31 protein-coding genes and 1 tRNA gene are annotated in these 26,441 nt (G+C 62.6%); 6 read left to right on the forward strand and 26 right to left on the reverse strand.

Features of this window, described 5'->3' with window-relative positions:
• Nucleotides 1–150: 150 nt before the first annotated feature.
• The 4 genes from VGP39_RS16880 to VGP39_RS16895 are packed head-to-tail and all read right to left on the reverse strand — an operon-like array spanning nt 151 to nt 3,722.
• Complete coding sequence (locus VGP39_RS16880; protein ID WP_327569244.1) at nt 151–930, reverse strand: ABC transporter ATP-binding protein; 780 nt, start codon at nt 928–930, stop codon at nt 151–153.
• Between the two features lie 4 nt (nt 931–934).
• Entirely contained in the window at nt 935–1,693 is a 759-nt protein-coding gene (locus VGP39_RS16885; protein ID WP_327569245.1) for an ABC transporter ATP-binding protein, read from the reverse strand.
• Entirely contained in the window at nt 1,690–2,841 is a 1,152-nt protein-coding gene (locus VGP39_RS16890) for a branched-chain amino acid ABC transporter permease (protein ID WP_327569246.1), read from the reverse strand. The genes VGP39_RS16885 and VGP39_RS16890 overlap by 4 nt, the downstream gene beginning before the upstream one ends.
• A gap of 5 nt (nt 2,842–2,846) precedes the next feature.
• On the reverse strand, nt 2,847–3,722 hold the full coding sequence (locus VGP39_RS16895) for a branched-chain amino acid ABC transporter permease (protein WP_327569247.1): 876 nt from the start codon (nt 3,720–3,722) through the stop codon (nt 2,847–2,849).
• Between the two features lie 313 nt (nt 3,723–4,035).
• Here VGP39_RS16895 and VGP39_RS16900 point away from each other — a divergent pair, with 313 nt between their 5' ends.
• Nucleotides 4,036–4,374 carry a hypothetical protein gene (locus VGP39_RS16900; RefSeq protein WP_327569248.1) on the forward strand — a complete coding sequence of 113 codons (339 nt, stop codon included), beginning with the start codon at nt 4,036–4,038 and terminating at the stop codon, nt 4,372–4,374.
• 60 nt (nt 4,375–4,434) lie between these two features.
• Here VGP39_RS16900 and VGP39_RS16905 read toward each other — a convergent pair whose 3' ends face one another.
• The 4 genes from VGP39_RS16905 to VGP39_RS16920 all read right to left on the reverse strand — a co-directional run bounded on the left by VGP39_RS16905 (nt 4,435) and on the right by VGP39_RS16920 (nt 6,222).
• Complete coding sequence (locus VGP39_RS16905) at nt 4,435–4,947, reverse strand: hypothetical protein (protein WP_327569249.1); 513 nt, start codon at nt 4,945–4,947, stop codon at nt 4,435–4,437.
• A gap of 143 nt (nt 4,948–5,090) precedes the next feature.
• Complete coding sequence (locus tag VGP39_RS16910; RefSeq protein WP_327569250.1) at nt 5,091–5,255, reverse strand: hypothetical protein; 165 nt, start codon at nt 5,253–5,255, stop codon at nt 5,091–5,093.
• Between the two features lie 192 nt (nt 5,256–5,447).
• A complete protein-coding gene (locus VGP39_RS16915; protein ID WP_327569251.1) occupies nt 5,448–5,663 on the reverse strand; it encodes a hypothetical protein in 216 nt (71 codons plus the stop codon).
• A gap of 184 nt (nt 5,664–5,847) precedes the next feature.
• Nucleotides 5,848–6,222: a hypothetical protein gene (locus VGP39_RS16920; protein WP_327569252.1), complete on the reverse strand. Its 375-nt coding sequence runs from the start codon at nt 6,220–6,222 to the stop codon at nt 5,848–5,850.
• Nucleotides 6,223–6,382: 160 nt separating this feature from the next.
• On the opposite strand from VGP39_RS16920, the gene VGP39_RS16925 reads away from it, so the two are divergent.
• Entirely contained in the window at nt 6,383–6,730 is a 348-nt protein-coding gene (locus tag VGP39_RS16925) for a KTSC domain-containing protein (protein ID WP_327569253.1), read from the forward strand.
• A 113-nt stretch (nt 6,731–6,843) separates the two neighbouring features.
• Here VGP39_RS16925 and VGP39_RS16930 read toward each other — a convergent pair whose 3' ends face one another.
• Nucleotides 6,844–7,011, reverse strand: coding sequence for a hypothetical protein (locus VGP39_RS16930; RefSeq protein ID WP_327569254.1), 168 nt, complete (start codon nt 7,009–7,011; stop codon nt 6,844–6,846).
• Between the two features lie 344 nt (nt 7,012–7,355).
• A tRNA-Pro gene (locus tag VGP39_RS16935) sits at nt 7,356–7,433 on the reverse strand.
• 330 nt (nt 7,434–7,763) lie between these two features.
• Between VGP39_RS16935 and VGP39_RS16940 the strand changes: the two genes are divergently transcribed.
• The gene (locus tag VGP39_RS16940) at nt 7,764–8,036 is read left to right on the forward strand and encodes a hypothetical protein (protein ID WP_327569255.1); all 273 of its coding nucleotides are present in this window, start codon (nt 7,764–7,766) and stop codon (nt 8,034–8,036) included.
• Nucleotides 8,037–8,177: 141 nt separating this feature from the next.
• On the opposite strand, the gene VGP39_RS16945 is transcribed toward VGP39_RS16940, so the two are convergent.
• The 6 genes from VGP39_RS16945 to VGP39_RS16970 all read right to left on the reverse strand — a co-directional run bounded on the left by VGP39_RS16945 (nt 8,178) and on the right by VGP39_RS16970 (nt 12,808).
• On the reverse strand, nt 8,178–8,738 hold the full coding sequence (locus tag VGP39_RS16945; protein ID WP_327569256.1) for a MerR family transcriptional regulator: 561 nt from the start codon (nt 8,736–8,738) through the stop codon (nt 8,178–8,180).
• 39 nt (nt 8,739–8,777) lie between these two features.
• Entirely contained in the window at nt 8,778–9,113 is a 336-nt protein-coding gene (locus VGP39_RS16950) for an integration host factor subunit alpha (protein ID WP_327569257.1), read from the reverse strand.
• A gap of 242 nt (nt 9,114–9,355) precedes the next feature.
• Nucleotides 9,356–10,333 (reverse strand): beta-ketoacyl-ACP synthase III, encoded by a 978-nt coding sequence (locus VGP39_RS16955; protein ID WP_327569258.1) that lies wholly within the window; start codon nt 10,331–10,333, stop codon nt 9,356–9,358.
• Entirely contained in the window at nt 10,330–11,391 is a 1,062-nt protein-coding gene (plsX, locus tag VGP39_RS16960; RefSeq protein WP_327569259.1) for a phosphate acyltransferase PlsX, read from the reverse strand. The genes VGP39_RS16955 and plsX overlap by 4 nt, the downstream gene beginning before the upstream one ends.
• 278 nt (nt 11,392–11,669) lie before the next feature.
• Complete coding sequence (locus VGP39_RS16965; protein ID WP_327569295.1) at nt 11,670–12,239, reverse strand: YceD family protein; 570 nt, start codon at nt 12,237–12,239, stop codon at nt 11,670–11,672.
• The gene (locus tag VGP39_RS16970) at nt 12,239–12,808 is read right to left on the reverse strand and encodes a ubiquinol-cytochrome C chaperone family protein (RefSeq protein WP_327569260.1); all 570 of its coding nucleotides are present in this window, start codon (nt 12,806–12,808) and stop codon (nt 12,239–12,241) included. The genes VGP39_RS16965 and VGP39_RS16970 overlap by 1 nt, the downstream gene beginning before the upstream one ends.
• 122 nt (nt 12,809–12,930) lie before the next feature.
• Between VGP39_RS16970 and VGP39_RS16975 the strand changes: the two genes are divergently transcribed.
• On the forward strand, nt 12,931–13,401 hold the full coding sequence (locus tag VGP39_RS16975; RefSeq protein ID WP_327569261.1) for an outer membrane protein assembly factor BamE: 471 nt from the start codon (nt 12,931–12,933) through the stop codon (nt 13,399–13,401).
• 236 nt (nt 13,402–13,637) lie between these two features.
• Nucleotides 13,638–14,639 carry a tripartite tricarboxylate transporter substrate binding protein gene (locus VGP39_RS16980; protein WP_327569262.1) on the forward strand — a complete coding sequence of 334 codons (1,002 nt, stop codon included), beginning with the start codon at nt 13,638–13,640 and terminating at the stop codon, nt 14,637–14,639.
• Nucleotides 14,640–14,858: 219 nt separating this feature from the next.
• Here the strand turns inward: VGP39_RS16980 and VGP39_RS16985 are convergent, their stop codons facing one another.
• The 9 genes from VGP39_RS16985 to VGP39_RS17025 form a co-directional block, all read right to left on the reverse strand.
• The gene (locus VGP39_RS16985) at nt 14,859–16,979 is read right to left on the reverse strand and encodes a sodium-translocating pyrophosphatase (RefSeq protein ID WP_327569263.1); all 2,121 of its coding nucleotides are present in this window, start codon (nt 16,977–16,979) and stop codon (nt 14,859–14,861) included.
• A 215-nt stretch (nt 16,980–17,194) separates the two neighbouring features.
• Entirely contained in the window at nt 17,195–18,169 is a 975-nt protein-coding gene (gene thiL, locus VGP39_RS16990; protein ID WP_327569264.1) for a thiamine-phosphate kinase, read from the reverse strand.
• Nucleotides 18,170–18,407: 238 nt separating this feature from the next.
• Nucleotides 18,408–18,905: a transcription antitermination factor NusB gene (nusB, locus tag VGP39_RS16995; protein WP_327569265.1), complete on the reverse strand. Its 498-nt coding sequence runs from the start codon at nt 18,903–18,905 to the stop codon at nt 18,408–18,410.
• Nucleotides 18,898–19,428: a 6,7-dimethyl-8-ribityllumazine synthase gene (ribH, locus tag VGP39_RS17000; RefSeq protein WP_327569296.1), complete on the reverse strand. Its 531-nt coding sequence runs from the start codon at nt 19,426–19,428 to the stop codon at nt 18,898–18,900. The genes nusB and ribH overlap by 8 nt, the downstream gene beginning before the upstream one ends.
• Nucleotides 19,429–19,605: 177 nt before the next feature.
• Complete coding sequence (locus VGP39_RS17005; RefSeq protein ID WP_327569266.1) at nt 19,606–20,214, reverse strand: riboflavin synthase; 609 nt, start codon at nt 20,212–20,214, stop codon at nt 19,606–19,608.
• Nucleotides 20,215–20,316: 102 nt separating this feature from the next.
• The gene (gene ribD / locus VGP39_RS17010) at nt 20,317–21,483 is read right to left on the reverse strand and encodes a bifunctional diaminohydroxyphosphoribosylaminopyrimidine deaminase/5-amino-6-(5-phosphoribosylamino)uracil reductase RibD (RefSeq protein ID WP_327569267.1); all 1,167 of its coding nucleotides are present in this window, start codon (nt 21,481–21,483) and stop codon (nt 20,317–20,319) included.
• Complete coding sequence (gene nrdR, locus VGP39_RS17015) at nt 21,480–21,959, reverse strand: transcriptional regulator NrdR (RefSeq protein WP_327569268.1); 480 nt, start codon at nt 21,957–21,959, stop codon at nt 21,480–21,482. Before nrdR ends, ribD begins: the two co-directional genes overlap by 4 nt.
• 131 nt (nt 21,960–22,090) lie before the next feature.
• The gene (gene glyA / locus VGP39_RS17020; RefSeq protein ID WP_327569269.1) at nt 22,091–23,401 is read right to left on the reverse strand and encodes a serine hydroxymethyltransferase; all 1,311 of its coding nucleotides are present in this window, start codon (nt 23,399–23,401) and stop codon (nt 22,091–22,093) included.
• A 300-nt stretch (nt 23,402–23,701) separates the two neighbouring features.
• Nucleotides 23,702–24,328: a glutathione S-transferase gene (locus VGP39_RS17025; protein WP_327569270.1), complete on the reverse strand. Its 627-nt coding sequence runs from the start codon at nt 24,326–24,328 to the stop codon at nt 23,702–23,704.
• 412 nt (nt 24,329–24,740) lie between these two features.
• On the opposite strand from VGP39_RS17025, the gene VGP39_RS17030 reads away from it, so the two are divergent.
• Complete coding sequence (locus VGP39_RS17030; RefSeq protein WP_327569271.1) at nt 24,741–25,469, forward strand: sulfite exporter TauE/SafE family protein; 729 nt, start codon at nt 24,741–24,743, stop codon at nt 25,467–25,469.
• Nucleotides 25,470–25,537: 68 nt separating this feature from the next.
• On the opposite strand, the gene VGP39_RS17035 is transcribed toward VGP39_RS17030, so the two are convergent.
• Nucleotides 25,538–26,041 (reverse strand): hypothetical protein, encoded by a 504-nt coding sequence (locus tag VGP39_RS17035; protein ID WP_327569272.1) that lies wholly within the window; start codon nt 26,039–26,041, stop codon nt 25,538–25,540.
• Nucleotides 26,042–26,441 lie beyond the last annotated feature (400 nt).

Consider the following 26,441-nt stretch of genomic DNA (forward strand, 5'->3'; position numbering starts at 1 on the left):
GGTCCGCCTATAGACGCCGGCTTGAGCCGGTCTGTTTCTACCCCTCTCCCGAAACAAGAGGTCAAAAGTGCTCTCCTTCTTCACCCTCTCCCGCCCCGAAAGGTAAGAAGCGCGTCGGCCTGGCATGGCTCAGCCGGCGCAGCGGGCATTTTATCGCCAAGTCTTCTTCTTTTTCCAGCGCCGTTCGCCCCGCGCGCCTGCTTCCTTTGCGCCCAGGTAGAACTCCTGGATGTCCTTGGAATGCATCAGCCGTTCGCAATTGTCGTTCATGACGACGCGGCCGATTTCCAGCACATAACCGTAATGCGCGGTCTCCAGCGCGACCTTGGCATTCTGCTCCACCAGCAGGATCGACATGCCCTGCTCTTCATTGACGCGGCGGATGATGGTGAAAATCTCTCTTACCAGGATTGGCGACAGGCCGAGCGACGGCTCGTCGAGCAGCAGCAGCGTGGGGCGGTTCATCAGCGCCCGCCCGATCGCGAGCATCTGCTGCTCGCCGCCCGACAGCTGACCGGCGCGCTGATCGACCCGCTCCTTCAGCCGCGGAAAATAGCCGTACACCCGCTCAAGATCGTCCGCGACCGCGTCGCGATCCCTGCGCGGATAGGCGCCCATCATCAGGTTCTCGCGCACGCTTAGGAAAGGAAACACCTCGCGTCCCTCCGGCACATGGCTGAGGCCCGCCCGCACGATCCGGTCGGCTTCCATGCGCTGGATCGGTCTGCCCAAAAATTCGATCGAGCCTTTTTGCGGATCGATAATGCCCGAAATGGTCTTGAGCACCGTGGTCTTGCCGGCGCCGTTGGCGCCCAGCAACGTGACGATCTTGCCGCGGGGAACCTCGAGGCTGATGCCCCGGATGGCCATGATCGGCCCGTAATAGCTCTCGATGTTGCTGAGCTTCAGGATGACGTCGGGCGCGCTCATGACATCAGGCCCCAAGATACGCGGCGACGACGTCGGGATGGACCTGAACCTCGGCGGGCGAGCCCATCGCCAGCACGCGGCCGTAGTTCAGCGCGATGACGCGGTCGGACACGCGATTGACCAGCGTCATGTCGTGTTCGACCATCAGCACGGTGACGCCGAGTTCAGTCTTCATGTCGCGGATCCAGAACGACATGTCGCCGGTCTCCTCGACGTTCAGCCCGCTTGACGGCTCGTCGAGCAGGATCAGCTTCGGCTCCGTGCACAGCGCGCGGGCAAGCTCGATTACCTTGCGAACGCCGTACGGCAGCCCCGAGATCAGCTTGTCGCGATAGGCGGCAAGGTCGAGGAATTCGATGACCTGCTCGACACTGCGGCGATGCGCCTTCTCGGTTTCGCGCACGCTCGGCAGGAACAATAGCTCCTGCCAGAGCCGCGTGGTGGAATGCCGATGCCGTCCGACCAGAAGGTTGGAGAGCACGGTGGCGTTCTCGAACAGTTCGATGTTCTGGAAGGTGCGCGCGATGCCGAGCTTGGCGATGCCGAACGCGGGTTGTTCGGTAATGTCCTGATCCTCGAAATAGATCCGTCCCGAGGTCGGGCTGTAGATGCGCGAGATCAGGTTGAAGATCGAACTTTTTCCGGCGCCGTTGGGGCCGATGATCGAGAGAATCTCGCCCTTCTCCACGGCGAAGCTGACGGAGTCCACGGCCTTGAGGCCGCCGAAATGCAGCGAGATATTCTCGGCGCGGAAATAGCTCATCGGTTGCGCTCCGATTTCACGTAGATCTTCTGCCGCTTGAAGGTGGCGCGCTTGTAGAGCGGGAACAGCTGGAAAAACAGCTTTATCTTCAACCAGCGCCCGTAGAGGCCGAGCGGCTCGAACAGCACGAACAGGATGATGATGATGCCGTAGATCGCGCCCTTCAGGCCGTTGGCGGAGGCGAACGCGGCGACACTGTCCCTGATCTGAGCGGCCTTGCCGGCGCCGGCGCCGAACGTCGTTGCGACACCGGCGATGACGCCGGGAATATCGTCCTTCAGAAAGGTCAGGAACGGATCGACCATGACGATGAAGATCGCGCCCAGCACGGCGCCGTGCAGGCTGAACGCGCCGCCGATGATGATCACGATGATGAACTCGATCGAGAGCTGCAGCGTGAACATTTCCGGGCTGATGAAGGACAGCTTGTGGGCGAACAGGCAGCCGGCGAACCCGGTAATCCCCGCGCTGATGGCGAACGACTTGACCTTGTAGAGCGAGACGTTGACCCCCATGCTTCGCGCCGCGGTCTCGCTGTCGCGGATCGCAACGAAGGCGCGGCCGGTCGGCGAGCGCAGCAGGTTGAGGGAGCCTATGATGGTCAGGATCAGCACGCCGAGACAGAGGAAGTAAAACGCCGGGCTGTCGCGCGGCACCGCGGTGCCGAGCAGCTGGATCGTCTTGACCCGCATGCCCTCATTGCCGTGGGTGACGCTCTCCCACCGCGCCAGGATTTCCTCGACAATGAAGGCAAAGGAAATGGTCGCGATCACAAGGTAGATGCCCTGCAGCCGCAGCGCCGGGAATCCGACCATCGCGCCGACAATCCCGGTCAGGAGACCGGCGGCCAGGAAATATACCGGAAACGGCACGCCGAACTGCTGCAGATAGGCGGTGGTATAAGCGCCGATGGCGAGAAAGGCGGCATGGCCCAGCGACGCCTGCCCGGTGAAGCCGGTGAGGATCAACAGCCCGACGCCGACGGTGGCGTAGATGCAGACGAACACCAGCTGACTCATAATATAACTGGACAGAACGAACGGCGCGATCGCCAGAACCACGAGCAGGCAGCCATAGGACCAGACATAGCCGCTGTGCGGAAACAGTTTTATGTCATCCTCATAGTCGGTCTTGAACATGAACCGCATGGCGCTCAGACCTTCTTGCGCATATGAAGGCCGAACAGGCCTTCGGGCTTGAGCAGCAGCACCACCAGCAGCACGATGTAGGGCGCGACATCCTTCCAGCCCTGAGGCAAATAGAAGCCGGCCATGCTCTCGATCACGCCGATCAGCACGCCGCCCACCACGGCACCGGGAATCGAGCCGAAGCCGCCGAGCACGGCGGCCGGAAACGCCTTCAGCCCGAGCACGAGGCCGACATTGGAATGAATGAAGGTGATCGGCGCCAAAAGCACGCCGGCACAGGTCGCGACCGCCGCCGAGATCGCCCATACGATCGACACCACGCGCTTGACCGGAATGCCCATGTAATAGGCCGCCAGCATGTTCTCGGAGCTGGCGCGCATCGCGGTGCCCAGCGTCGTCTTGTTGAAGAAGACGTAGAGCAAGGCGCACAGGATGATGGTCGCGGCAATCACCGAGAGCTTGTCATAGGCCAGCACCAGCGAGCCGATCCGCAATACGCCCTGGCTGAACGGCGTTTCGATCGTGAAGTCGTCGGTACCCCAGACCATGCCGACGATGGAGCGCAGGAAATAGCCGAGCCCGATGGTCGCCATGATGATGGAGAACTGCGGATAGCCGAGGATGGGGCGCACCACCAGCCGTTCGGCAAGCATGCCGAACAGCGCCATCGCCGCCACCGCGCCGGCAAAACCGATCCAGTAATTGAGGCCGAGAATGCCGATGAAGGTGAACGCGAAGAATCCGCCCAGCATCATCAAATCGCCCTGGGCGAAGTTGACGACCTCGGTCGCCTTGTAGACCAGCACAAAGCCGAGCGCGATCAGGCCGTAGACGCAGCCGAGCGCAATCCCGCTGACCAATTGCTGAACGAAGTCCAGCATTGCCACCCTCCCCCGATGCGCGGCGGTTCTTAAGACCGCCTTTGCCGCATCCTTCAGTCGTTGCGCGGTGTTTCGCGCCTCAGCCCGGTTCGGGCCGAAAATCGTTGCATTGTCCGGCGGTTATTGAGCCCAAAGCACCGTTCCCTGTCAACCAAGCACGGATTGCCTCGAAGAACGCCCGCAACAGGGGGAAATCACGCGAAATGAGGTTGTAGACGCTTTCTAATAGCGGTGTGTTTGATTTATTCTCCTGTCAATAAGCGGGCTCGCATGCATGTGACCGATCGCGGTCAACGACGGGAGAGCAACGACAATGAGAGCAATGATCCTGATATTTGCGATGCTTTATTCCGCATCCGCGCTTGCCCAGGACAAGCCGCCGGCGGCGGCCAAGCCGGCGCAGACCAAGTCGAAAGCCGCGCCGGCCAAACAGAAACCGCTATCGATCGCCGCGAAGTTGCAGGCATGCCTGGAAATCGACGATGCGACAAAAGAGCGATTGAATTGCTACGACGCGATCTTTCCGCCCAATCCGAAGCCCAAGGCGCCTGCCGCCAAAGGCGTGATGGATTGCCGTTTCATCAAGGAAGAGGACGAGCGGCTGACCTGCTTCAACGGCTTTGCGGAGAAGATTCCAAAGCTGCCGCGTTGAGCGCGGCGCAGGCGTTGATGCGGGTCATGATCTGTCGTGAACGCGTGCCATCGTCAGGATTCACGATCTTGCGCGTTTGCGCTGAACGCCGGCGCGGCGCCCTTTCCCCCGCGGTTCTGACCGAATCGATTTTTTTCGGGCTACCGGCGGATCAGCAGGTTCGGAGGACTGGGCGCTGGCGAAAGACTGCCGCAGCGTATCGATGGCGCCGGTCAGACCTCCAACCTGTTCGGCCAGCCGCTTTGCGTCGGCCTGCTGAGCCGTGACAAGGCGTTTTAGGACCTGCAACTGATCCTGCACGGCCTGCAGCTGGTCGATCGATTCCTGCTGGGAGGCTTCCAGGCTCCTGGTTTTCTCGACCAGCTGCTCGGAAGCTTGCGTAGCGCGGGCCTGCATCAGGCGAAGCGAGGTGGTGCGTTCCTGTTCGGGCGAGTTGCCGGTATAGGCCCGCCACAGGCCGACGGAACTTGCCCCCAGCACCACAAGCACGAGCGCACCCGCAGCCAGCGCGACCGGCTGGGACCCGATACGCCGCAGGACGTTCGTCTTGGGTTGGTCGGACAGGACTTTCATCCAGGTTCCAACGGCACGGCGCGGTGAAAGTTCCCGAAGGGACGCATGGGGTCCGGCAAAGACGGCCTCGGAAAATGGCCTTGCAACGCGGCGCCGACTTCGCACCATGTCTGCCGCATCAAAACCGGGACCGCAGGGAGCGGCTACGACGTGTTCGATAGCCGGTTTTCGCCTGCGAGTTCGAGGTCCTCAAAAATCCGATTCTCCCTGAAGCCGCGGTTGTCGTTGGGGTTGCGCGGTTCATCCATCCAGACGGCCCCGATCAGGCTGTAGGTTTTCCTCGCCTCGTCCGTGATCTTTCCCTTCACGCTCTTGTTGATTGCAGCAACGGTCTCGACAATTTTGGTCAGGTCTTATCCAGCGCTGGCGAGCAAGGAGAAATGGAAGTTTTAGGAGTCGCCTCAACAACCTGATTATCCGCATGCTTGACTGCGATCGAAACAGGTTTTGCATTAGCGGCGCCGCTGCAAAAAGCAGATATGGCCGGCCGTCATCTGTTATCAATCGTTTGGCGGCGGCGCTGTTGGATTGCGACATGTCGAGCCGGTGGTGGGGATCCCGATTGCCGAGGGCGCATTTCGATCATATTCAAAGGTCGCCCAGACCATTTCCGGATGCCCCTCCGGGCGCACCACGACATGCAGGCCGGTCATTGCAACGGTCACCGAACGCTGCGGCCGTGTCGTATCCACCTTCAGTTTGCCGTTGCCTGCCATGCCGCTTTGAATTTGACGACCCCCGTGGGAAGCTCTTGCTCGGCCGACGCTGCAATCAGCTTGCTCTCGTCCTCCGGCGCGTCGCACCGTTTACCCGCCTTTGCAAGACTCAACGTGCAAGACATTGCGAGGCACACAACGAGCGGGATTGCACCACCATGCATGCCGGATTTCCTGTTGAAGATCAGCCGTTTTCCGGGGCGCCGGCACGCAGCCACTCCTTGATATCGTCCAATATCTTTTGTCCGGAAATCTCCGTGCCGTCATTCAGCGTGATCTTGTAATTTGCGTCGGTGACGAACGGACCAGTTTTCGGCATCTGCGGCTTTGCGCACCATTGGCCCTGCAATATCTGAAAAAACGCCGTGTCGAGCTTGTTGTTCGGGTCGATGAGCGGCACAGGCTTTCCTTCACATTGCTTGTTTGGAACGGTGCCTGTGATGAATGAATTGTAGTCTATCTGCCAAAAAAACCCATGGCCGGAGTCGCCGGCGCTCGAAAACCCCTGCGCATCAATCTTGTCCAAATACTCTTTAAAGCGGAGAAATGTGATAGCCATTTTGCCCTCCGAAATTCGATGCAAATAAATAAAGTGAGAAAGTACCATGGAGCGAGATTCTTGCCGATACAATTTTCGCGACAATTCGCCGCTTTGCTCAGAGTTCAGTCGAAGGCTCCCGGGGCGACCTATTGAAAAACAGCCCAAGAATTGACGTCAGATGATATCCCGATCGCTGCAAATACTCCTGATCGGCCTGGCCGGCGCCTCCTGGACCGACGCTGAAACCGTCGAGGTCGAGCATCGCGGAGCCGTAGACCTGAAACCTTTCGTTTGCCACGACATTACCCGAGGCAGCCTTGTCAATCGGGTCTGCTACGACGCGGCGAACCGGTCCATGATCGTCCAGCTGAACCCGGTCTATGTCCAGCATTGCGACATGCCGCAAGCGATGCTGGACGCGTTCCTGAACGCGCCTTCGATGGGGCAATATTACAAGTCGAAAATTGCACGCGTAGCGTCGAGTGGGCGCTATGATTGTCTTCCGCCTCAGGCTTCGAAACCTTAACCGCGGGCATCCATCCCGATGGGCAAATTCTTTCTTGTGATAATCGCCATCAGCGTCGCGCTCGTGCTGGGCACCGCGGTGCTCGTTACCCACTACTAGTTCGCTGCGAGCCGCTACTTCGGCGCGTGCAGGTTCGAGTCGCGCCAGTCTTTGGAGTGCGCACTCAACTCGTGGTCGCGCGCCTTTTTCAAATGCGAGTCCCTTGCGGCGCCGTCCGGGAGCTTGTCGGCCTTCCCGTTTTGAATGCCTGCAAGGCGGCGGTTTTCGTCGGCGTCGGGCATTGGCTTCATGACACACCTCCGATTTTTTCAGACCGGATAATGCGGCTTTTTTCAATTCGTTCCTGTGTCGGAAACCGTACGGCACTCCGATGCCCGGCTTGTGGAATACCCGGGGAACAATGCTCTGCCGCATGTTGCGCCATGACAAACGGGTTCGCGGAAGCAGATGCAGATCGGGCGGGGGCGGGATGGACGCCTGCGCGGGCATTTCTCGAGCACGCAGACGTCAAACTAACCCATCGGCGAGCTGGAACCAATTCGAGGTGAGACTGCCTGGCAAAGACGCGAGCCGGCATTTCAGCGGCCAATACCCGGCAGAACCATCGATGTATTTCGGGTTTATTTGGTCGGAGCGAGAGGATTTGAACCTCCGACCCCTAGTCTCCCAGACTAGTGCGCTAACCGGGCTGCGCTACGCTCCGATGCCGTGACGGCCTTGTTCCTGTAGCTTCTCGCAACGCTTGGCGCAAGAACCGCCACCGGCGAGCACCGCGAGTGGCGAGCAATCCAACCAAGCTAACAATTTAAGGTTGATCGCATGATTCATGCTTTTCGCTATACAATCTCAGATAGAGAAATATTAAATCAATGTAATCAGTGACTTGCGCGGCATTTGACTCTTGGAAAAAAGAGCGCATGTTGAGCATAATGGCTGATGGCTTACGGCTCTTTGACAGTGACAGCATCCCGGGGCCGTGCCGAACGTAGTTTACGCTTTGACTGGGTGAAAACAACTACCCAAGGTTGATGTCATGAGCGACGGTGCATTGACGCCCAAGCAGGCGAACGATGTTGCTCGGCCGTCCGCCAAAGAGTCTCCAGGCTGGACTGAGGGACCTATCAGGCACGCCCCCAGGCTGACCAAGCTTTGGAGCAGCTACCGGGCGTTCGTCGCTGTGATTACCTTGGTCGCGTTGCTGATATTGCCGTTCGTGAAAGACGGCGGCGTGATTGCTTTCACAATAGTGGTGCTGGCTGCGATGTGGTCACCACTGATAGGCAAGAAACTTGGAATACTGGATTAAGGCTCATCCATCAAGGTGAGACCGCTTCCACAAGATGCGCCGCAGCGCCGCAACGCGGGAGGTTCAAATCCTCTCGCACCTACCGCTGCATTCCAATTCGGCTCAACATCTGAAGCCGACAGTCCGGCGAAGCAGACGCGCTCAGCCCTCCTTCAGTGCGCCGTCGAGCAATTGCCGGCAGGCAAGCAGGTCCTGCAGCGCAGCCTCCAGCCGGGCGGTATCGGGTTTGCGTGCAGTGGCGCTCACGGCATTATTCGGGGGCGTTGCTCTCGGCGCAGCGGCCACGTTGGCCCGTACATTCGACGGCGGCTCCTCCGTGACCGCCTCATCCTCATCATCGCCGGTATCGATGACGACTTCCTCGTCATCGGCGTCGAGCTGCCCGCGCATCGCATCATCGCCGGCCGCGCCGAACGAAGGCATCGCGGACGACCCATCCACCAGCCCCTGCACCGACTTGACGCCATGCTCCCTGAGGATGCGCTGCACGCCGCGAATGGTGTAGCCCTCGCCGTACAGCAGCCGGCGGATCCCCTTGAGCAGATCGACATCGTCGGGGCGGTAATAGCGCCGGCCGCCGCTGCGCTTCATCGGCTTGATCTGGGTGAACCGCGTCTCCCAGAAGCGCAGCACGTGCTGGGGGATGTCGAGGTCGTCGGCGACCTCGCTGATGGTGCGGAACGCGTCCGGCGCCTTGTCCAAGGGCCAAGCTCCTCTTTCAATCTTGCGTTGAACGCAGAACTAGTGGTCTTTGCCTTCGGCGCCCGGACTGCTGCTGCCATTGCTGTTGATGCGCTGCTTCAGAATGGCCGACGGCTTGAACACCATTACGCGGCGCGGCGAGATCGGCACCTCGGTGCCGGTCTTCGGGTTGCGGCCGATGCGCTGGCCTTTCTTGCGCACCATGAACGAGCCGAACGAGGACAGTTTCACGGTCTCGCCTTTCTCCAGGCAATCGGTGATCTCTTTCAGCACCAGTTCGACGAAGGCGGACGACTCCGTACGCGACAGCCCCACCTTCTGGTAGACGGCTTCGCACAGATCGACGCGTGTCACTGTCTTTCCGGTCGCGCTCATCGCCTGCCCCAAACTCACGGCGAACAATTGATCCCTGAAATTAAGAGCTTAAAGACCCACGGTCAACAGCGCTCATCATGCATTGGCATGAAAGAAGAGCGCAAAACGCTTAGCCGTCATTGCGAGCGAAGCGAAGCAATCCAGTTTCGTAGGGTAGGCAAAGGCGCGTTTGCGCCGTGCCCACTGATACAACGCTATGGTGGGCACGCTTCGCTTTGCCCACCCTACAACTAACGCTGCGCTTACCAGCGCAGCAGCGCCGAACCCCAGGTGAAGCCGCCGCCCATGGCCTCCAGCAGCACCAGGTCGCCCTTCTTCACCCGCCCGTCGGCGACCGCGACCGCCAGCGCCAGCGGGATCGACGCCGCCGACGTGTTGCCGTGAAGATCGACCGTCAGCACCACCTTCTGCGGCGCAATATGCAACTTGTGCGCCGAAGCATCGATGATTCGTTTGTTGGCCTGGTGCGGAATGAACCAGTCGAGGTCATCGGCGGTGACTCCGTTGGCCTCGAACGCATCGACGATCACGTCGGTGATCATGCCCACGGCGTGCTTGAACACCTCGCGGCCTTCCATCCGCAGATGGCCCACCGTCTGGGTCGAGGAAGGGCCGCCATCGACATACAATTTCGACTTGTGCCGGCCATCCGAGCGCAGATGCGTCGACAGCACGCCGCGGTCGGACGACTTGCCCGGCTGTTGCTGCGCGTCTAGCACCACTGCGCCCGCGCCGTCGCCGAACAGCACGCAGGTGCCGCGGTCGTTCCAGTCCAGAATCCGCGAGAATGTCTCCGCGCCGATCACCAGTGCGCGCTTGAACGCGCCGCTGCGCAGGAAATTGTCGGCGGTCGCCAGCGCGAAGATGAATCCCGAACACACCGCCTGCAGGTCGAACGCGGCGCCGTGGCTGATGCCGAGCGCGCTTTGCACCGAGACCGCGGTAGCCGGAAACGTGTTGTCCGGCGTCGAGGTGGCCAGCACGATCAGATCGACCGACTGCGCATCGACCCCAGCGTCCGCCAACGCCGCCCGCGCCGCGTGGAGCGCCAGATGCGAGGTGAACTCGCCTTCCGCGGCGATATGGCGCTGCCGGATGCCGGTGCGTTGGACGATCCACTCGTCCGAGGTATCCACCTTCGCCGCCAGTTCGGCATTGGTCAGGATCCGCTTCGGCAGATAAGCGCCGCAGCCGAGCACGACCGAACGGTTCGCAGTCACGAGACAGCCTCCTGCGCGGCCGGCGCAGGACCAAGCGCGCTGCCGTCGCGGTTGAGCATTTGATTGATCTTGGTCAGGAGATCGTAGCGGACCATGTCATAGCCAACATCGATCGCGTAGGCAAAACCGTCCGCGTTGGTGCCGCCGTGGCTCTTCACGACAATGCCATTCAGTCCCAGAAACACCGCGCCGTTGGATTTATTGGGGTCCATCTTGTCGCGCAGCGCCTTGAAGGCGCCCTTGGCGAACAGGTAGCCGATGCGCGAGCGCCAGGTGCGCGCCATCGCGCTGCGCAGGTATTCGGAAAGCTGACGCGCGGTGCCCTCGGCCGCCTTCAGCGCGATATTGCCGCTAAAACCTTCGGTGACGATGACGTCGGCGGCGCCCTTGCCGATGCCGTCGCCTTCGACGAAGCCGATGAAGTCCAGCTGCGGCAGATCCGCGCTCCGCAGCAACTCCGCCGCCGCGCGGATTTCTTCGCCGCCCTTCATTTCCTCGACGCCGATGTTGAGCAAACCGACGGTGGGCCGTTCCAGGTCGAACAGCGCGCTCGCCATGGCGCTGCCCATCACCGCAAGCGCCATCAGATGGTGGGCATCACCGCCTATGGTCGCGCCGAGGTCCAGCACCACCGAATCGCCGCGCGTGGTCGGCCACACCGCCGCCAGCGCGGGACGGTCGATGCCAGCCAGCATGCGCAGGCAAAACCGCGCCATCGCCATCAGCGCCCCGGTATTGCCGGCGGACACCGCGACGTCGGCCTCGCCTTTCTTGACGGCGTCGATCGCCAGCCACATCGACGACGTCTTGCGGCCGCGGCGCAACGCTTGGCTCGGCTTGTCGTTCATGCCGACGGCGACGTCGGTATGAATGACCCGGGACGCCGCCTTCACCGCCGGGTGTTTTGCGAGTTGCGGCTCGATCAGCGCGCGGTCGCCGAACAGCAGGAATTCGGTGTCGGGATGCCGGGTCAACGAAATCGCGGCGCCGGGAATGACGACCGATGCGCCGATATCGCCACCCATGGCGTCAAGCGCGATTCGAACCTTTTGAGGCATGAACGTCCCGGGAACCTGATCTCTAGCGGCCTTGAAGCGCTCGGCCGCGCACGAAAGAATCGCTGCAAGCACCAGCGATGGGCGAAGCGCAGCGCTGCACTCCGGCCGGGCGGCGACAATAGCGTTTCTCAGGCCCGATACAACATCCCGGCCGCGCCGTTTTGTGCAGGCCACCCGCGCTGCTCCGGCATCGCTGTTACGAAGAAAAACAGCAAATTCAGTCAATTAGAGCCAATTCCAGAGCCAGTTCAGCACTCGCCTTGCCCGGCTGGTTCCGCTCAATCCCCTTTTGCTTTCTTGGAGTCCGACAAATCGGCGGCGGGCTTCAATGCCTTGAGCGCGGCGAACGGATGATCCTCCGGATCGTCGGGGGTCACCGGCAGGTCGAAAACCGCGCCGGGCTTGCGCGGATGGGGATCTACTCCCAGGAACAGTGCGTCGGTCGCGAGCCGTCCAAGATCGATTGACCCATCCACGATCGGCTCCGGCGGATCGGCAATCTCTGCGTCGCTTTCCGCGGCGTCATCGACGAGGTCCGCCAGCGCAGGGACCTGCTCCGGGGGCGAGAAAACAAGATCGATCGCCTCATCGATCTCGTTCTCGATCGGATCGAGCGTGACCACGCAGGTCTGTCCGACCCGCGCCTTGACGCGACCCGTGACATGCACGCGTCCCTCACGCATCAGCGCGAGATCGAGCGAGGCATTCACCGACATGACCTCGCGCAAGCCGCCCAGCGCGGCGAGCGCGCTGCGCTGGTTCGAACTCGCAGCAATGTCCCGATGCAATCCGGTTTCGGGGATCTGCGCGACCACGACTGGAACGCTCCAGGGATTTTCGCTATCCATCATGCCGGTCCCTTTACTGGTCGCAACGACGCAAACGGCGCGGGCGATGGAAACTGCCACGCCCCGTTGCCGAAAGTCGTGTCATCGAGCCCGGCCAACGCCCCGATCACCGCATTGGCATAGGCCGCGAGCTGCCGCGCATTTTCGATGCCGCGCCCGTCCAGGATATTTTTGCGCAGCGCCTGCGCCAACGGCTCGGCGCCCGCTTCCAGCGCGGCATCGTAGGCCGCGCTACGTCCGTAAAACGCCTCGCCGAATTTCTGCATGCGCTTGGGCACGGCGAGATCGCCGACGCCCAGTTCGCGCAAATTGGCGTCCATGTCGCCGCAGAAATGGTCGAACAGCGCCTGCGACAGGTGCGCGCCGTCAGCGACCGGCCGCAGCCGCCGCAGCACCATCCACAAATGCAGCAGCACCATGTCGAAACGACCGTTAACCGTGTCCGGCACGCCCAGGCCAGCATAAAACAAGGGTTCTCGCGCTTGCGCCACGATCATGCCATAGATGGCTTCGATGGTGCGGCGCGGGGGCGCGTGGGGTTTGCTGAAGTGATTGAACGGCCAAAGCATTGTGGGTTCCGCAAGCGAGCCCCAGAGGTTTGCCTGTTGGGCGCTCGCGCATGTTGCAATCCTCAATGCTGCCCGGTACGTCAACGCCTCGCCCGATGCAAGAGGATGGGGCCGGCCCCGCAATGACAGTTTCGAGCCAGAACCAACCCCGCGGCCGCGTGGCGCGCTGGCGCTCCCTGCGGTCGGCCGCGGCCGCCGCATTGATCTGCGCGGTGCTCGGCGCCTGCACCGGCGAGCAGTTTCAGAAGGGGTATATCCTGCCACCCGGCGCGCTCGAGCAAATTCCGATCGGCGCCAGCCAGGATCAGGTGCTGATCGTGATGGGGACGCCGTCCACGGTGGCGACGCTCAACGGCGAGGTGTTTTATTACATCTCGCAACGCGCCGAACGGAAGGTGCAGTTCATGAACCAGCAGGTGGTGGACCAGCGGGTGATCGCGATCTATTTCGACAAGAACCGCCAGGTGCAGCGCCTCGCCAATTACGGATTGCAGGACGGCAAGATCTTCGACTTCATCAGCCGGACCACGCCGACCTCGGGCCAGGAACTCAGCTACCTCGCGCCGCTGTTCAAGCTGCTCAGCTTCCGGTAGCCCCGTGTCCCGGACGCGGTGCGGCATCCTTCATGCCGCTCCGCAGAGCCGGGATCCCCCTTCCTTAGAGTCGCAAGCTGGGCCCCGGATCAGCGGCGCACCACGCCGCGAAGAGCGGCGCGTTGCGCAGCATCCGGGGAACGTACCGCGCCTGCGCCAAGGCGTCCGCTTGCCCATCGACAACGCATTCCCTAACCTCTCCCGCAACAAGAAATTCCAAACAGGGAGAAAATACCGTGACTCACCAGCTTTCCCGCCGCCGCGTGCTGACCGCAGCAGCAGGACTTTCCACGGCGGCCCTGTTGCCGCGTTCCAGCGACGCTGCCGACTGGCGGCCCACCGAGACCGTCCGCATCATCGTGCCGGCCGCGCCCGGCGGCAGCACCGACGTGATGGGGCGGCTGCTGGCGGCGCATCTGCAGGCGAACTGGGGCCAGCCGGCGGTGGTGGAAAACAGGTCGGGCGCCGGCGGCACCATCGGCACAGCGGAGGTGGTGCGCCAGAAGGGCGACGGCCACACCGTCCTGATCGGCAATCCCGGACCCAATGCGATCGCCTACAGCATCTACCGCAACATGACCTACAAGGCCGACCAGCTGCAGCCGGTCAGCAACCTGATCCGGATCCCGAACATCGTCTCGGCGCACCCTTCGACCGGGATCAAGTCGATTCCCGAGCTGATCGCCTACATCAAGGCCAATCCGGACAAGCTCACCTATGGCTCCTCCGGCATCGGGCAGAGTCCGCACCTCACCTTCGCCTGGTTCCTGCAACTCACCGGGCTCAAAATGGTGCACGTGCCGTTTCGCGGCGCCGGACCGGCGCTGCAGGCCGGGCTTGCCGGCGACATCCAGATCCTGTCGGATAATCTCTATCCGTCGCTGCCGCAGGTGCAGGACGGCAAGCTCAACGCGCTGGCCGTGACCACGCCGGAGCGGAGCGCCTCGGCGCCGGAAATTCCCACCATGCGCGAAGGCGCGCCGGAGCTCGCCAAATTCGACGTCTCGTCCTGGTTCGGTGTGTTCCTGCCAAAAAGCGCGCCGGCGCCGATCGTCGATGCGCTGAATACGCAGATCAAAGCGATGCTGGAGCGCGACGATATCAAGAAGAACATCGCCAATATGGGTGCGCGGTCGGACTACGGCTCGCCGCAACAGTTTTCCGACTTCGTCGCAGCGGAGACCGCAAAATTCGCGGGCATCATCAAGCAGGAAGGCCTGCAGATGGATGTGAATTGAGGCGTCTTGTGTCCCGGACGCGGTGCGGCATTCTTCATGCCGCTCCGCAGAGCCGGGACCGTCAAGAAGACAGCGCTCGTGACGACCCGGGCTTAGCAGCGCACCACGCCGCGAAGAGGCGGCGCGCTGCGCAGCACCCGGGGAACGCAGCAACTTCTCAAAGAAAAAGCCCCGCGGCTCCGGGCGCGGGGCTTTTGTTTCGATTCAGACGTCGCCAGATCAGTGCGCCAAAATCGCCAGCAGCAGCAGCGCCACGATGTTGGTGATCTTGATCATCGGGTTGACCGCGGGGCCGGCCGTATCCTTGTAGGGATCGCCGACGGTGTCGCCGGTCACCGCGGCCTTGTGGGCGTCGGAGCCCTTGCCGCCGTAGTGGCCGTCCTCGATGTACTTCTTGGCATTATCCCAGGCGCCGCCGCCCGAGGTCATCGAGATCGCGACGAACAGGCCCGTCACGATCACGCCCAGCAGCATCGCGCCGACGGCGGAGAACGCCGCCGACTTGCCGGCCGCACCGCCGCCTGCGATTGCGTAGATCGCAAAATAGACGAAGATCGGCGACAGCACCGGCAGCAGCGACGGGATGATCATTTCCTTGATCGCCGCCTTGGTCAGAAGGTCGACCGCCCGGCCGTAATCCGGCTTGTCGGTGCCCTGCATGATGCCCGGCTTTTCGCGGAACTGACGCCGCACCTCCTCGACGATCGCGCCGGCTGCACGTCCCACCGCAGTCATACCCATCGCGCCGAACAGATACGGCAGCAGGCCGCCGAACAGCAGGCCGACCACGACGTAGGGGTTGTTCAGCGAGAAGTCCGGCAGCACGCCTTGGAAGTACGGGTACTTCGCGGCGTTGGCGATGAAGAATTTCAAATCTTCGTTGTAGGCCGCGAACAGCACCAGCGCGCCGAGGCCGGCCGAGCCGATCGCGTAGCCCTTGGTGACCGCCTTGGTGGTGTTGCCGACCGCGTCCAGCGCGTCGGTGGCTTTGCGGACTTCCTTGGGGAGTCCGGCCATTTCGGCAATGCCGCCGGCATTGTCGGTGACCGGGCCGAAGGCGTCCAGCGCGACGATCATGCCGGCCAGCGCCAGCATGGTGGCGGTCGCAATGGCGATGCCGAACAGCCCGGCAAGGCTGTAGGTGACGAGGATGCCGGCGATGATGACGAGCGCCGGACCCGCGGTCGATTCCATCGAGATCGCCAGGCCCTGGATCACGTTGGTGCCGTGGCCGGTGACTGAGGAGGCCGCGATCGACTTCACCGGACGATAGTCGGTGCCGGTGTAGTATTCGGTGATCCAGATGATCAGCGCGGTAACGACAAGGCCGACGACGCCGCATTCGAACAGCGCCATGCCGGTGTACTTCACGCCGGCCAGCGGACCGAATCCGATCAGCCAGTAGATGACCAGCGCGACACCGATCAGCGACAGGATGCCGGTGGCGATCAAGCCCTTGTACAGCGCGCCCATGATCGACTGGCTGGCGCCGAGTTTTACGAAGAAGGTGCCGGCGATCGAGGTCAGGATGCAGACGCCGCCGATCGCGAGCGGCAGCGTCATCATATTGACCAGCAGCGGCGAGGTCGCAAAGAAGATCGCGGCCAGCACCATGGTGGCGACCGCGGTCACCGCATAGGTCTCGAACAGGTCGGCCGCCATGCCGGCGCAGTCGCCGACATTGTCGCCGACGTTGTCGGCGATGGTCGCCGGGTTGCGCGGATCGTCCTCGGGGATACCGGCTTCGACCTTGCCGACCAAGTCGCCGCCGACGTCGGCGCCCTTGGTAAAGATGCCGCCGCCGAGACGGGCGAAGATCGAGATCAGCGAGGCGCCGAAGCCGAGCGCCACCAGCGCATCGACCACGGTCCGGCTGTTGGCCGCGAAGCCGAGGCCGTGGGTCAGGATGGTGAAGTAGATGGTGACGCCGAGCAATGCGAGACCCGCCACCAGCATGCCGGTGATGGCGCCGGCCTTGAAGGCAAGCTCAAGTCCGCCGGCCAGCGACGTGGTCGCCGCCTGCGCGGTCCGGACGTTGGCGCGCACCGACACGTTCATGCCGATGAAGCCGGCGGCGCCCGACAGCACCGCGCCGATCAGGAAGCCGACCGCCACCAGCATGCCGAGGAACCAGGCCAGCAGCACGAAGATCACGACGCCGACCATGCCGATGGTCATGTACTGGCGCTTCAGATAGGCCTGCGCGCCCTCGCGCACCGCGGCCGCGATCTCCTGCATCCGCGCATTGCCGGCATCGGCTTTCAGGACTGATGAAGTCGCCCACGCGGCGTAAACGATGGAAAGCACTCCGCAGAGCACAATCACCCATAATGCTGTCATTGAATTTGCCTCAGATCTGGATCTAACCCCACGCCGTCGCCGCAGGTGCGGCGGGCGCACAAAAAGGAGGCCTGCCCTGCCCAAAAGGGCGGCCTCAAATCGGCGGGACCATGCCAAAATCGCATCCCCTGCGCAACGCCGTGGGCGGCCTAAACGGTCGATTTTCTTTTGTTTTTGGAGGCAATTGGCCGCGCCGCCGGGTTTGCCGAAAAGCCTCAGAAATGGCTGTAAGACAGGCGCGGCAGAGCGATTTCGGCCCCCTGCCCGTCGATAAACCTCGGAATCGCGAGCCCTGCGATGATTGTCCCGATCGAAGTCACGGGCACCCCGGCCAGCGATGCGGCTTGCGCGAACGCCTCGAAGCGATTCTCCGGAACTGTGCAGAGAATTTCGTAATCGTCGCCGCCGGAGACGATGGATTCGATGCCGACGGCACACCTGCTCAACAATGTCCGGGCCGGACCGGACAACGGGATGCTTTGAGCATCGATGGCGGCGGAGACTTCAGATGCCGCGCAGAGCTTGGCAAGATCGCCGGCGAGGCCGTCGGACACGTCCATCGCGGCGCTGGCATGGCCGCGAACCGCTCGCGCCAAGGCGACACGCGGCTGCGGCACGCGATAGCGTCCAATCAGCGTCTCTCGTTCATCGCCCCCCAGAGCGGCTGCCGTGCCGCCTTTGAGGAGGTGGAGACCCAGCGCTGCGTCGCCGATCGTGCCTGACACCACCACGCGGTCGCCGCCCTTTGCGCCGTTGCGCCGGACCATCCTGCCCGGAGGCACGCGGCCGAAGGCGGTGATCGAGATCATCACGGGGCCCGGCGTGGAGACGGTGTCGCCGCCGAGCAGCGGGCAGCCGAATTGCGTTGCGTCCTCGCCGAGTCCGCGCGCGAACGCCGTAAGCCAGGCGTCATCGGCTTCGCGCAGCGCCAGCGTCAGCACAAAGCCCGCAGGCTCGGCGCCCTTCGCCGCAAGGTCGGAGAGATTTACCCGCAGCGCCTTGCGCGCGATGGTGTCAGAGGGATCGGCGGGCAGGAAATGCACGCCTGCGACGATGGCGTCGGTCGTGACGACAAGATCTTCGGCTGACGATTTCAGAATCGCGGCGTCATCGGTCAGGTCGAACGCGCCGGGGTCGGTGGCGAGCGGCCTGAAATAGCGCGTGATCAGGGAATCTTCACCGGAGGGCATGACGATCTCTGTTCACGCGCTCGCCCCACTCTCTTCCGTCATCCTGAGAGCTTGTGAATCTATTGATTTTTGCGTTTTCCGACATGAGTCAAATCAAAGACTTAGGACCCGCAGAAACGTCGAAATTCGAATAGATTCACAAACTCTGAGGAGCGCGCCCTCTTGGGCGCGCGTCTCGAAGGATGCGCCACGCGCGCCCGCGGCCATCCTTCGAGACGCCGCGCAAGGGCGCGGCTCCTCAGGATGACGGAGCACGGGAAAACTCGTCGCCGCGAAACTGGCGGGCGATCTGGTCGAGCACCGCGTTGACCATCCCGGTTTCGTCGCCATCGACAAAGGCATGCGCGACGTCGACATATTCCGAGACGACGACGCGCGCGGGCACGTCCTTGCGATGCTCCAGTTCATAGGAGCCGGCGCGCAGCACCGCGCGCAAAATGGCGTCGATCCGCTTCAGCGGCCAGCCTTTTGACAGCGCATCGTCGATCAACGGATCGAGCTTTGCTTGGTCGCGCACCACGCCGGAGACCACATCACGGAAAAACGCGGCTTCGGCAGGAAGATACTTGTCGCCCTCGACCTCGCCGCCGAGCCAGTGGCTTTCGAACTCGGCAAAAATGTCGTTGATGCCGGCGCCGGCGATGTCCATCTGGTACAGCGCCTGCACCGCCGCCAGCCGTGCCGCACCACGGCGGTTGGCTTTTTTTTCGGGCGCTTTCTTATGCGGCTCACTCATCATCTTCGAAGCCCCGCATAAGATCGTTCAGCCCGACGCTGGGATAGCGACGCTTGATGCGCAGCATCGCAAGCGCAGCACGCGCGGCATCGCCCCCCTTGTCGAGCTCGCTTTTGCGCGCGCGAGCCCAAGCCTGCTCTTCGGTGTTGACGGTGATGATGCCGTTGCCAAGCGGAAAAGCACGATCGACGGAAATCTGCATCAGCGCACGCGAAGATTCCATCGACACGATCTCGAAATGAATGGTGTCGCCCCTAATGACGCAGCCAAGCGCGATGACCGCGTCGAAGTCGTTGCCGCTATCCTCAGCGGAATCCAGCGCCATCACGACCGCCGCCGGAATCTCAAGCGCACCGGGTACAGTGATGATTTCATGCGTGGCCTTGGCTTTCTTGATCTCGGCCAATGCACCTTCCAGCAACGCATCCTGAATATCGTCATAGAAGCGCGCCTCGACGATCAGAATACGGGCGCCGGAGATATCGGTCTGGTCTTTCAGTGCTGCGCGCCGTGCGTCTGCCATGAGAATTCCGGTCATTTCTGGTAAGTCAGAACTGTGCGAGAGCGTTGTAGTCGCCACAGCCCTTGAAGCCAAGCCCGAATGCTTCCCCGTCATTGCGAGGAGCCCATGCGACGAAGCAATCCAGACTTTCTTTGTGGCTCTGGATTGCTTCGCTTACGCTCGCAATGACGGAAACCCTTACCTCATTTCGCTCAACCGCGCGGCATAGCGCGCCATCAAGTCGACTTCGAGATTGACCTCGCTGCCCGCGCGCCACTCCCAGAGCGTGGTTACGCTGAGCGTGTGCGGAATGATCAGCACCGAAAACCTGACATCATCCACCGTATTCACCGTCAGCGACACGCCATCCAGCGTCACCGAGCCTTTTGCGGCGATGAAGCGGGCCAACTCGCGCGTGGTGCGCAGTTCGAACTGCGCCATGTCGGGCAGATCGTTGCGCGCAACGATGTCGGCGATGCCGTCGGCGTGCCCGGCCACTATGTGGCCGCCGAGTTCATCGCCGATTTTCAGCGCGCGCTCGAGGTTGAGCCTGGTCCCGGCGCGCCAATGTTTCGCCGTGGTCATGGCCAGCGTCTCGGCGGCGGCATCGACGTCGAACCAGGTTCTGCCCTGCGCCACCCCCGATCCAACCACCGTCAGGCAAACGCCGTTGCAGGCGATCGACGCGCCGTCCGCAATCGTCGCCCGATCGTAGCGGCAGGCAATGCGCAAGCGGTGCAGCTGGCCCTGCGCCGTCGATGTCAGAGCGACGATCTCGCCGATATCGGTGACAATCCCGGTGAACATGAGATTCTCTACTCACCGTCATGGCCGGGCTTGTCCCGGCCATCCACGTCTTGCTTTGGAGCCAGGACGTGGATGCCCGGGACAAGCCAGGGCATGACGAACTTAAACGGCATGACTCGGGTCTCTTTCATAGATTACCAAAGTGTCGTTCTGTAGCATCTCGCTAGCACGAACTTTGAACTGCGGCGACTGGGTGATGGCCGAAACCGGCAATGCGTCCAGCGCCGGAATGCCGTCGGCGCCGATTGGCTCGGGACCGCGCAGCAACCACATCTCGTCGACAAGGTCTGCCGCGACGAACGACGACGCCACCTGCGAGCCGCCCTCCACCAGCAGCCGCGTGATGCCTTTCTCCGCCAGCGCATGCAGCACGGCTTGCAGATCGAGCCCCGGCGGCGCTGAGGTGGCGGCGACGCGGATCACCTGCGCGCCGGCTGCCCCGAGCTTCATGGCGGCGGGCGCCTCTGCAAGGTTCGAGGTCATCACCCACAGCGGCGTTTCCCGCGCCGAATGCACGAGCCGGCTCGAACCGGAAATGCGCAAGCTGCGGTCCAACACCACGCGCACCGGCGATTGCGCCTCCATGCCCGGCAAGCGGGTGGTGAGCAGCGGATCATCCGCCAATACGGTGCCGATGCCCACAACAATGGCGTCGCATTGCGCGCGCAGCAGATGCACGCGGGACCGCGCGGCCTCCCCTGATATCGCCACCGGCTTGCGGCCCGCGGCGGCGATCTTGTCATCGGACGAGGCCGCCAGCTTGAGAATCACATGCGGGCGCCTGTCGCGGATGCGGCGGAAATGCCCGGCGTGGTCGCGCGCGGCCTCCGCAGCGCTCAAGCCCACATCGACGACAATACCAGCCCCGCGCAGCCGCGCGTGTCCTTGGCCCGCCACTTCCGGATTGGGATCCTCGATCGCCGACACCACCCGCGCGATGCCGGCTGATATCACCGCATCGGCGCAGGGCGGCGACTTGCCGTGGTGCGAGCACGGCTCCAGCGTCACATACAGCGTAGCCCCGCGTGTGGCATCGCCGGCGCGCCTCAGCGCCTCGACTTCGGCATGCGGCCGCCCGCCGGGTCGGGTCCAGCCGCGCCCCATAATGACGCCATCCTTGACGATTACCGCGCCGACCGCGGGATTGGGCCAGGTGCGGCCTTGCCCGCGCCGGCCCAGCGTCAGCGCCAGCGCCATGAAGCGCTGGTCGGCAGCTTTCGATGCTTTGGATTTTTCCGCGTATTGATCCTCCAGAATACGGAAGATCATTTGCGTATCAACGCCGGGCGGTCGTCGTCGCCGGAGAGCTCGCCCAGTACCGTCTCAAAATCCTTGGCCTCGCGAAAATTGCGATACACCGAGGCGAACCGCACATAGGCGACGTCGTCGAGCTGGCGCAGATGCTCCATCACGATTTCGCCGATGGTTTCCGACGAAATCTCCGCCTCGCCGCCGCTTTCAAGCTCGCGCACGATTCCCGACACCATCTTCTCGACCCTTTCAGGATCGACCGGACGCTTGCGCAAGGAAATCTGCAGCGAGCGCACCAGCTTGTCGCGGTCAAACGGCACCCGCCGTCCATTGCGCTTGATCACCGTGAGTTCGCGCAGCTGCACCCGCTCGAAAGTGGTGAAGCGGAAATTGCAGGCCATGCAGACCCGCCGCCGCCGGATCACCGCGGAATCCTCGGTCGGGCGCGAGTCCTTTACCTGCGTATCGAGGCTGTTGCAGCTTGGGCAGCGCATGACCTATCTCCCCGTCATTGCGAGGAGCCAACCGGTCCGGCCCTTGGCCGGCCCGATGATAAACTCCGCGACGAAGCAATCCAGCTTCGCGCTTTGCCCTGGATTGCTTCGCTGCGCTCGCAATGACGTGCTCATCCGTAAATCGGAAAGCGGTCGGTGAGCGCCTTGACCCGTTCCTTGATCGCGGCTTCCACCATCGACGCCTTGCCGTCCTGCGATTGCGCGATGGCGTTGAGCACTTCGGAGATCAGCATCCCGACCTGCTTGAACTCCGCGACACCGAAGCCCCGCGTGGTCGCCGCCGGCGTGCCGAGACGAAGGCCTGAGGTAACGAACGGCGTCTCCGGATCGAACGGAATGCCATTCTTGTTGCAGGTGATGGCCGCACGCACCAAGGCCTTTTCCGAGACGTTGCCCTTGAGGCCCTTGGGCCTGAGATCGACCAGCATCAGATGGTTGTCGGTGCCGCCGGAGACAATATCAAAACCCTGCGCGCGCAGGCTTTCGGCCAGCGCCTTGGCATTCTCGACCACATTGCGGGCATAGACCTTGAAGTCCGGGCGCAGCGCCTCCGCAAACGCCACCGCCTTCGCTGCGATCACATGCATCAACGGGCCGCCCTGCAGGCCGGGAAAAATCGCCGAGTTGAATTTCTTGGTCAGCGCCTCGTCGTTCCACAGGATCAGGCCGCCGCGCGGCCCGCGCAAAGACTTGTGCGTGGTCGTGGTGGTGACATGGGCATGCGGCACCGGCGAGGCATGCACGCCGGCGGCCACGAGGCCTGCGAAATGCGCCATGTCCACCATGAAATAGGCGCCGACGCTGTCGGCGATTTCGCGAAAACGCTTGAAATCCCACGGCCGCGAATAGGCCGATCCGCCGGCGATGATCAGTTTCGGCCGCACCTGCTCGGCCTGGTTCGCCACCGCGTCCATGTCGATGATCTGGTCCTCGCGCCGCACCGTGTAATGCGAGGCCTTGAACCACTTGCCGGACATGTTGACCGGCGAGCCATGGGTGAGATGTCCGCCGGCGGCGAGGTCGAGGCCCATAAAAGTGTCGCCGGGCTGCAGCAGAGCCAAAAACACCGCCTGGTTCATCTGGCTGCCGGAGTTGGGCTGCACGTTGGCGAAGTCAGCCCCGAACAGCTTCTTGGCGCGTTCGATCGCCAGCGTTTCCACCACGTCGACCCATTCGCAGCCGCCGTAATAGCGGTTGCCGGGATAACCTTCGGCATATTTGTTGGTGAGCACCGAGCCCTGCGCTTCCAGCACCGCGCGGCTGACGATGTTTTCCGACGCGATCAGCTCGACCTCATGACGTTGGCGGCCGAGTTCGCCGCGGATGGCGGCGGCGATATCGGGATCGGCTTCACTGAGCGCCGCGGTGAAGAACGAGTCGGGCGCGGAAGCGGTTTTGGACGAGGTGGCGGGAGGATTCATGGCCGAAATATCTCCACCGCCGCAGGCTCTTAGGGGCTAACGGGCGGTCATGGTTGGCGGTCGAAAGCGGCCTCCGCCAATTAGCATATCGGGGCGAACAGGCCAAGCGCTTGCGCTCTCGTTCGGTATTTATGCAAGATATGGGGGGATGCCGGGGTCGGCAGGGTTGGTTCCGTTCCCGGACGCAGCGCGGCGTGGTGCGCTGCAGAGCCGCGGCCGTAATGAAGGCAGCATCCGCAACGGTCCGGGCTCTGCGGAGCGGCATGAAGAATGCCGCTCCGGGTCCGGGACACGATGCCCCTATCTCGCAAACCGGTAGGTCCCGCCCTTTTCGATCGAGCGCTGGAACGCCGGCCGCGCATGCATGCGCTTAACCCAGGCGCTCAAATTCGGATACGGCTGCAACCGGTCGAACACGTTCGCCATGTCGCCGACAAAGCTCATCTGGATATCCGCGCCGGACAGCGCGTCGCCGACGAAGAACTCGCGTCCCTCCAGCGCGCGGTCGAGATAACCCAGATGCCTCGCCATCTCGCTGTCGATGCGCGGATGCAGCGGCTTGCCGGCGTCGCCAAGCCGCGAGACATACAGATGCAGCATCAGCGGCAGCATCGCCGAGCCTTCCGAATAATGCAGCCACTCGCAGTAGGTCTCGTAGTCGGCGGTGCCCGGCGCGGGCATCATCGCACCGTTGCCGTAGCGGCGGATGATGTAATCGACCACGGCGCCGGACTCCGCGATTTTCACATCGCCGTCGACGATCACCGGCGACTTGCCCAAGGGATGCACCGCCTCCAGCTCCGGCGGCGCCAGCCGCGTCTTGGCGTCGCGCTGATAGCGTTTTAGCTGATACGGCGTGCCGAGTTCCTCCAGCAGCCACAGGATATGCTGCGAGCGGGAGTCGTTGAGGTGGTGCAGGGTGAGCATGGGACTACTGTGTAAGCCGGAGAAACGCGAGGTGACTATGAATGTTTGCGTCATTGCGAGCGAGGCGAAGCAATCCAGAGGCGGCGAAGCAATAGCTGGATTGCTTCGTCGCGGAGTTTATCATCGGGCCGGCCAAGGGCCGGACCCGCTGGCTCCTCGCAATGACGGTGCTGCCACACATTCAGCCGTCATCCTTATATGGGGGTTTATGTGTCGAGAGGGTCGATGCGGGCGGCTGATGCTTATCACGAACTCGTCATGCCCGCCCTTGTCGCGGGTATCCACGTCTTCTTCTATGCGTCTTTGAAGAAGGATGAATGGCCGGGTCAAGCGCGGCCATGGCGAACTCTTTCTCCTTGGCCTTGCCATGCGCCTATAGTCTCCCGAACCACGGCCGCGGAGTCGTCAACTCTTGAACTTGCTTTTCGTCCTCGCGGTCGGGCTTCTTGCCGGCACCATCAGCGGCATTGTCGGCACCGGCTCGTCGATCATGCTGATGCCGGTGCTGGTCTATCAATACGGGCCGAAGGAAGCCGTGCCGATCATGGCGGTCGCGGCCGTGATGGCCAACCTGTCGCGGATTCTGGCGTGGTGGCGCGACGTCGACTGGCGCGCGTGTGCTGCGTATTCCATCACGGGCATTCCCGCGGCGGCGCTCGGCGCGCGAACGCTGCTGGTGCTGCCATCCCACGCCGTCGATATGTCGATCGGCCTTTTCCTGATCGCGATGGTGCCGGTGCGGCATTGGCTGGCGCGCTATGATTTCAAGCTGTCGCTGTGGCACCTGGCCCTTGGCGGCGCGCTGATCGGCTATCTCACCGGCATCGTGGTCTCGACCGGGCCGCTGAGCGTGCCGCTGTTTGTGTTCTATGGCCTGACCAAGGGCGCCTTCCTCGCCACCGAAGCTGCGAGTTCGCTCGGGCTTTACTTGAGCAAATCGGTGACCTTCCAGCACTTCGGCGCGCTCACTGCGGACATCGCCCTGAAGGGCCTGATCGCAGGATCCTCGCTGATGTTCGGCGCCTTCATCGCCCGGCGCTTCGTGCTGCGGCTCGATCCGGACGTGTTCCGGCTGGTGATGGACGGGATCATGCTCGCGGCCGGGCTTTCCATGCTGTGGAACGCGGCCTACTCCACGTAAAACTCTTCGCCCGCCCTCCGGAAATGGCCGAGCCCGATTGCTTTTGCGGCGGCGTCTTAGCTTGCCTGCTACTTGCCGGCCGATTCGCCGAGAAGGAGCCAGTCGGCAGATTTTTCCGGCAACTTCCGGTACGAGCGATAGTTCTGTAGCCGCCGCTCCATCTCGAACAGGCTCTTGAGCCGCGCCTCGCGGAAAAACTCCCGGTCGAATGCGCCGCGCTGTGTTCCATAAAACAGACTAACGATGAGCAGACAGACGCAATACCCGATCACGAAGCGGTACTTGTTGTCGCTTCCGAAGGCGTACACGCTAAGGCCGCCAATCAGCGCCAGCACCGCCGGCAGCAGGCTGCCGATCGCGCCGCTGTTTCGACTGATGCCGGTGAGAAAACCGGTTGCATAACCGACCAATGCGATCGGCAGGCCTACGCCCAGATAAAGCATAAACGCCTTGCCGAAATCGCCACTGACATACGCGGCAACGATGGCAACCAGAAAAGCGCCCAAGGCAGCCAGAACGGCCGGCCAGAGCAATTGCGCGGTCGTGAACGAGGCTGGGTCAAACGGTTCCATCGGTTTAGCCGCTGGTGCCCCGCCCAGGCTTGAAAATATCGAGTGGGTCGCGAGCTTGCATACGATCCAGCGGATTGACTGCGACCGGTGGATAGGGGTCAAGGCAGAGGAGCGCATCTGCACAGGCATTGAATTCATCGGTTTCACTGCCGGCAAGTTTTCCCAGCGCGGCCTTCTCGCAAAGCGGCTTGCAAAACAGCTTGGTCAGCTTGTTAGAACCCGCGGGCGGCGGGGTTTGCGCCAGTGGCGCAGGCCCGGCCTGCGGGAAGGCGGATTAACGAAAACGGCGGTGAGCATGACCGCGAGAAGAATGCGCATGGGAAATCTCACTGTTAAAAAAAGCGAGTCTATCACACCTTTCAACCGGAATGAAACGGCAGGGCGGTACCGCGCGGTTCGC

Source organism: Bradyrhizobium sp., assembly GCF_036009065.1.
Lineage (GTDB): Bacteria > Pseudomonadota > Alphaproteobacteria > Rhizobiales > Xanthobacteraceae > Bradyrhizobium.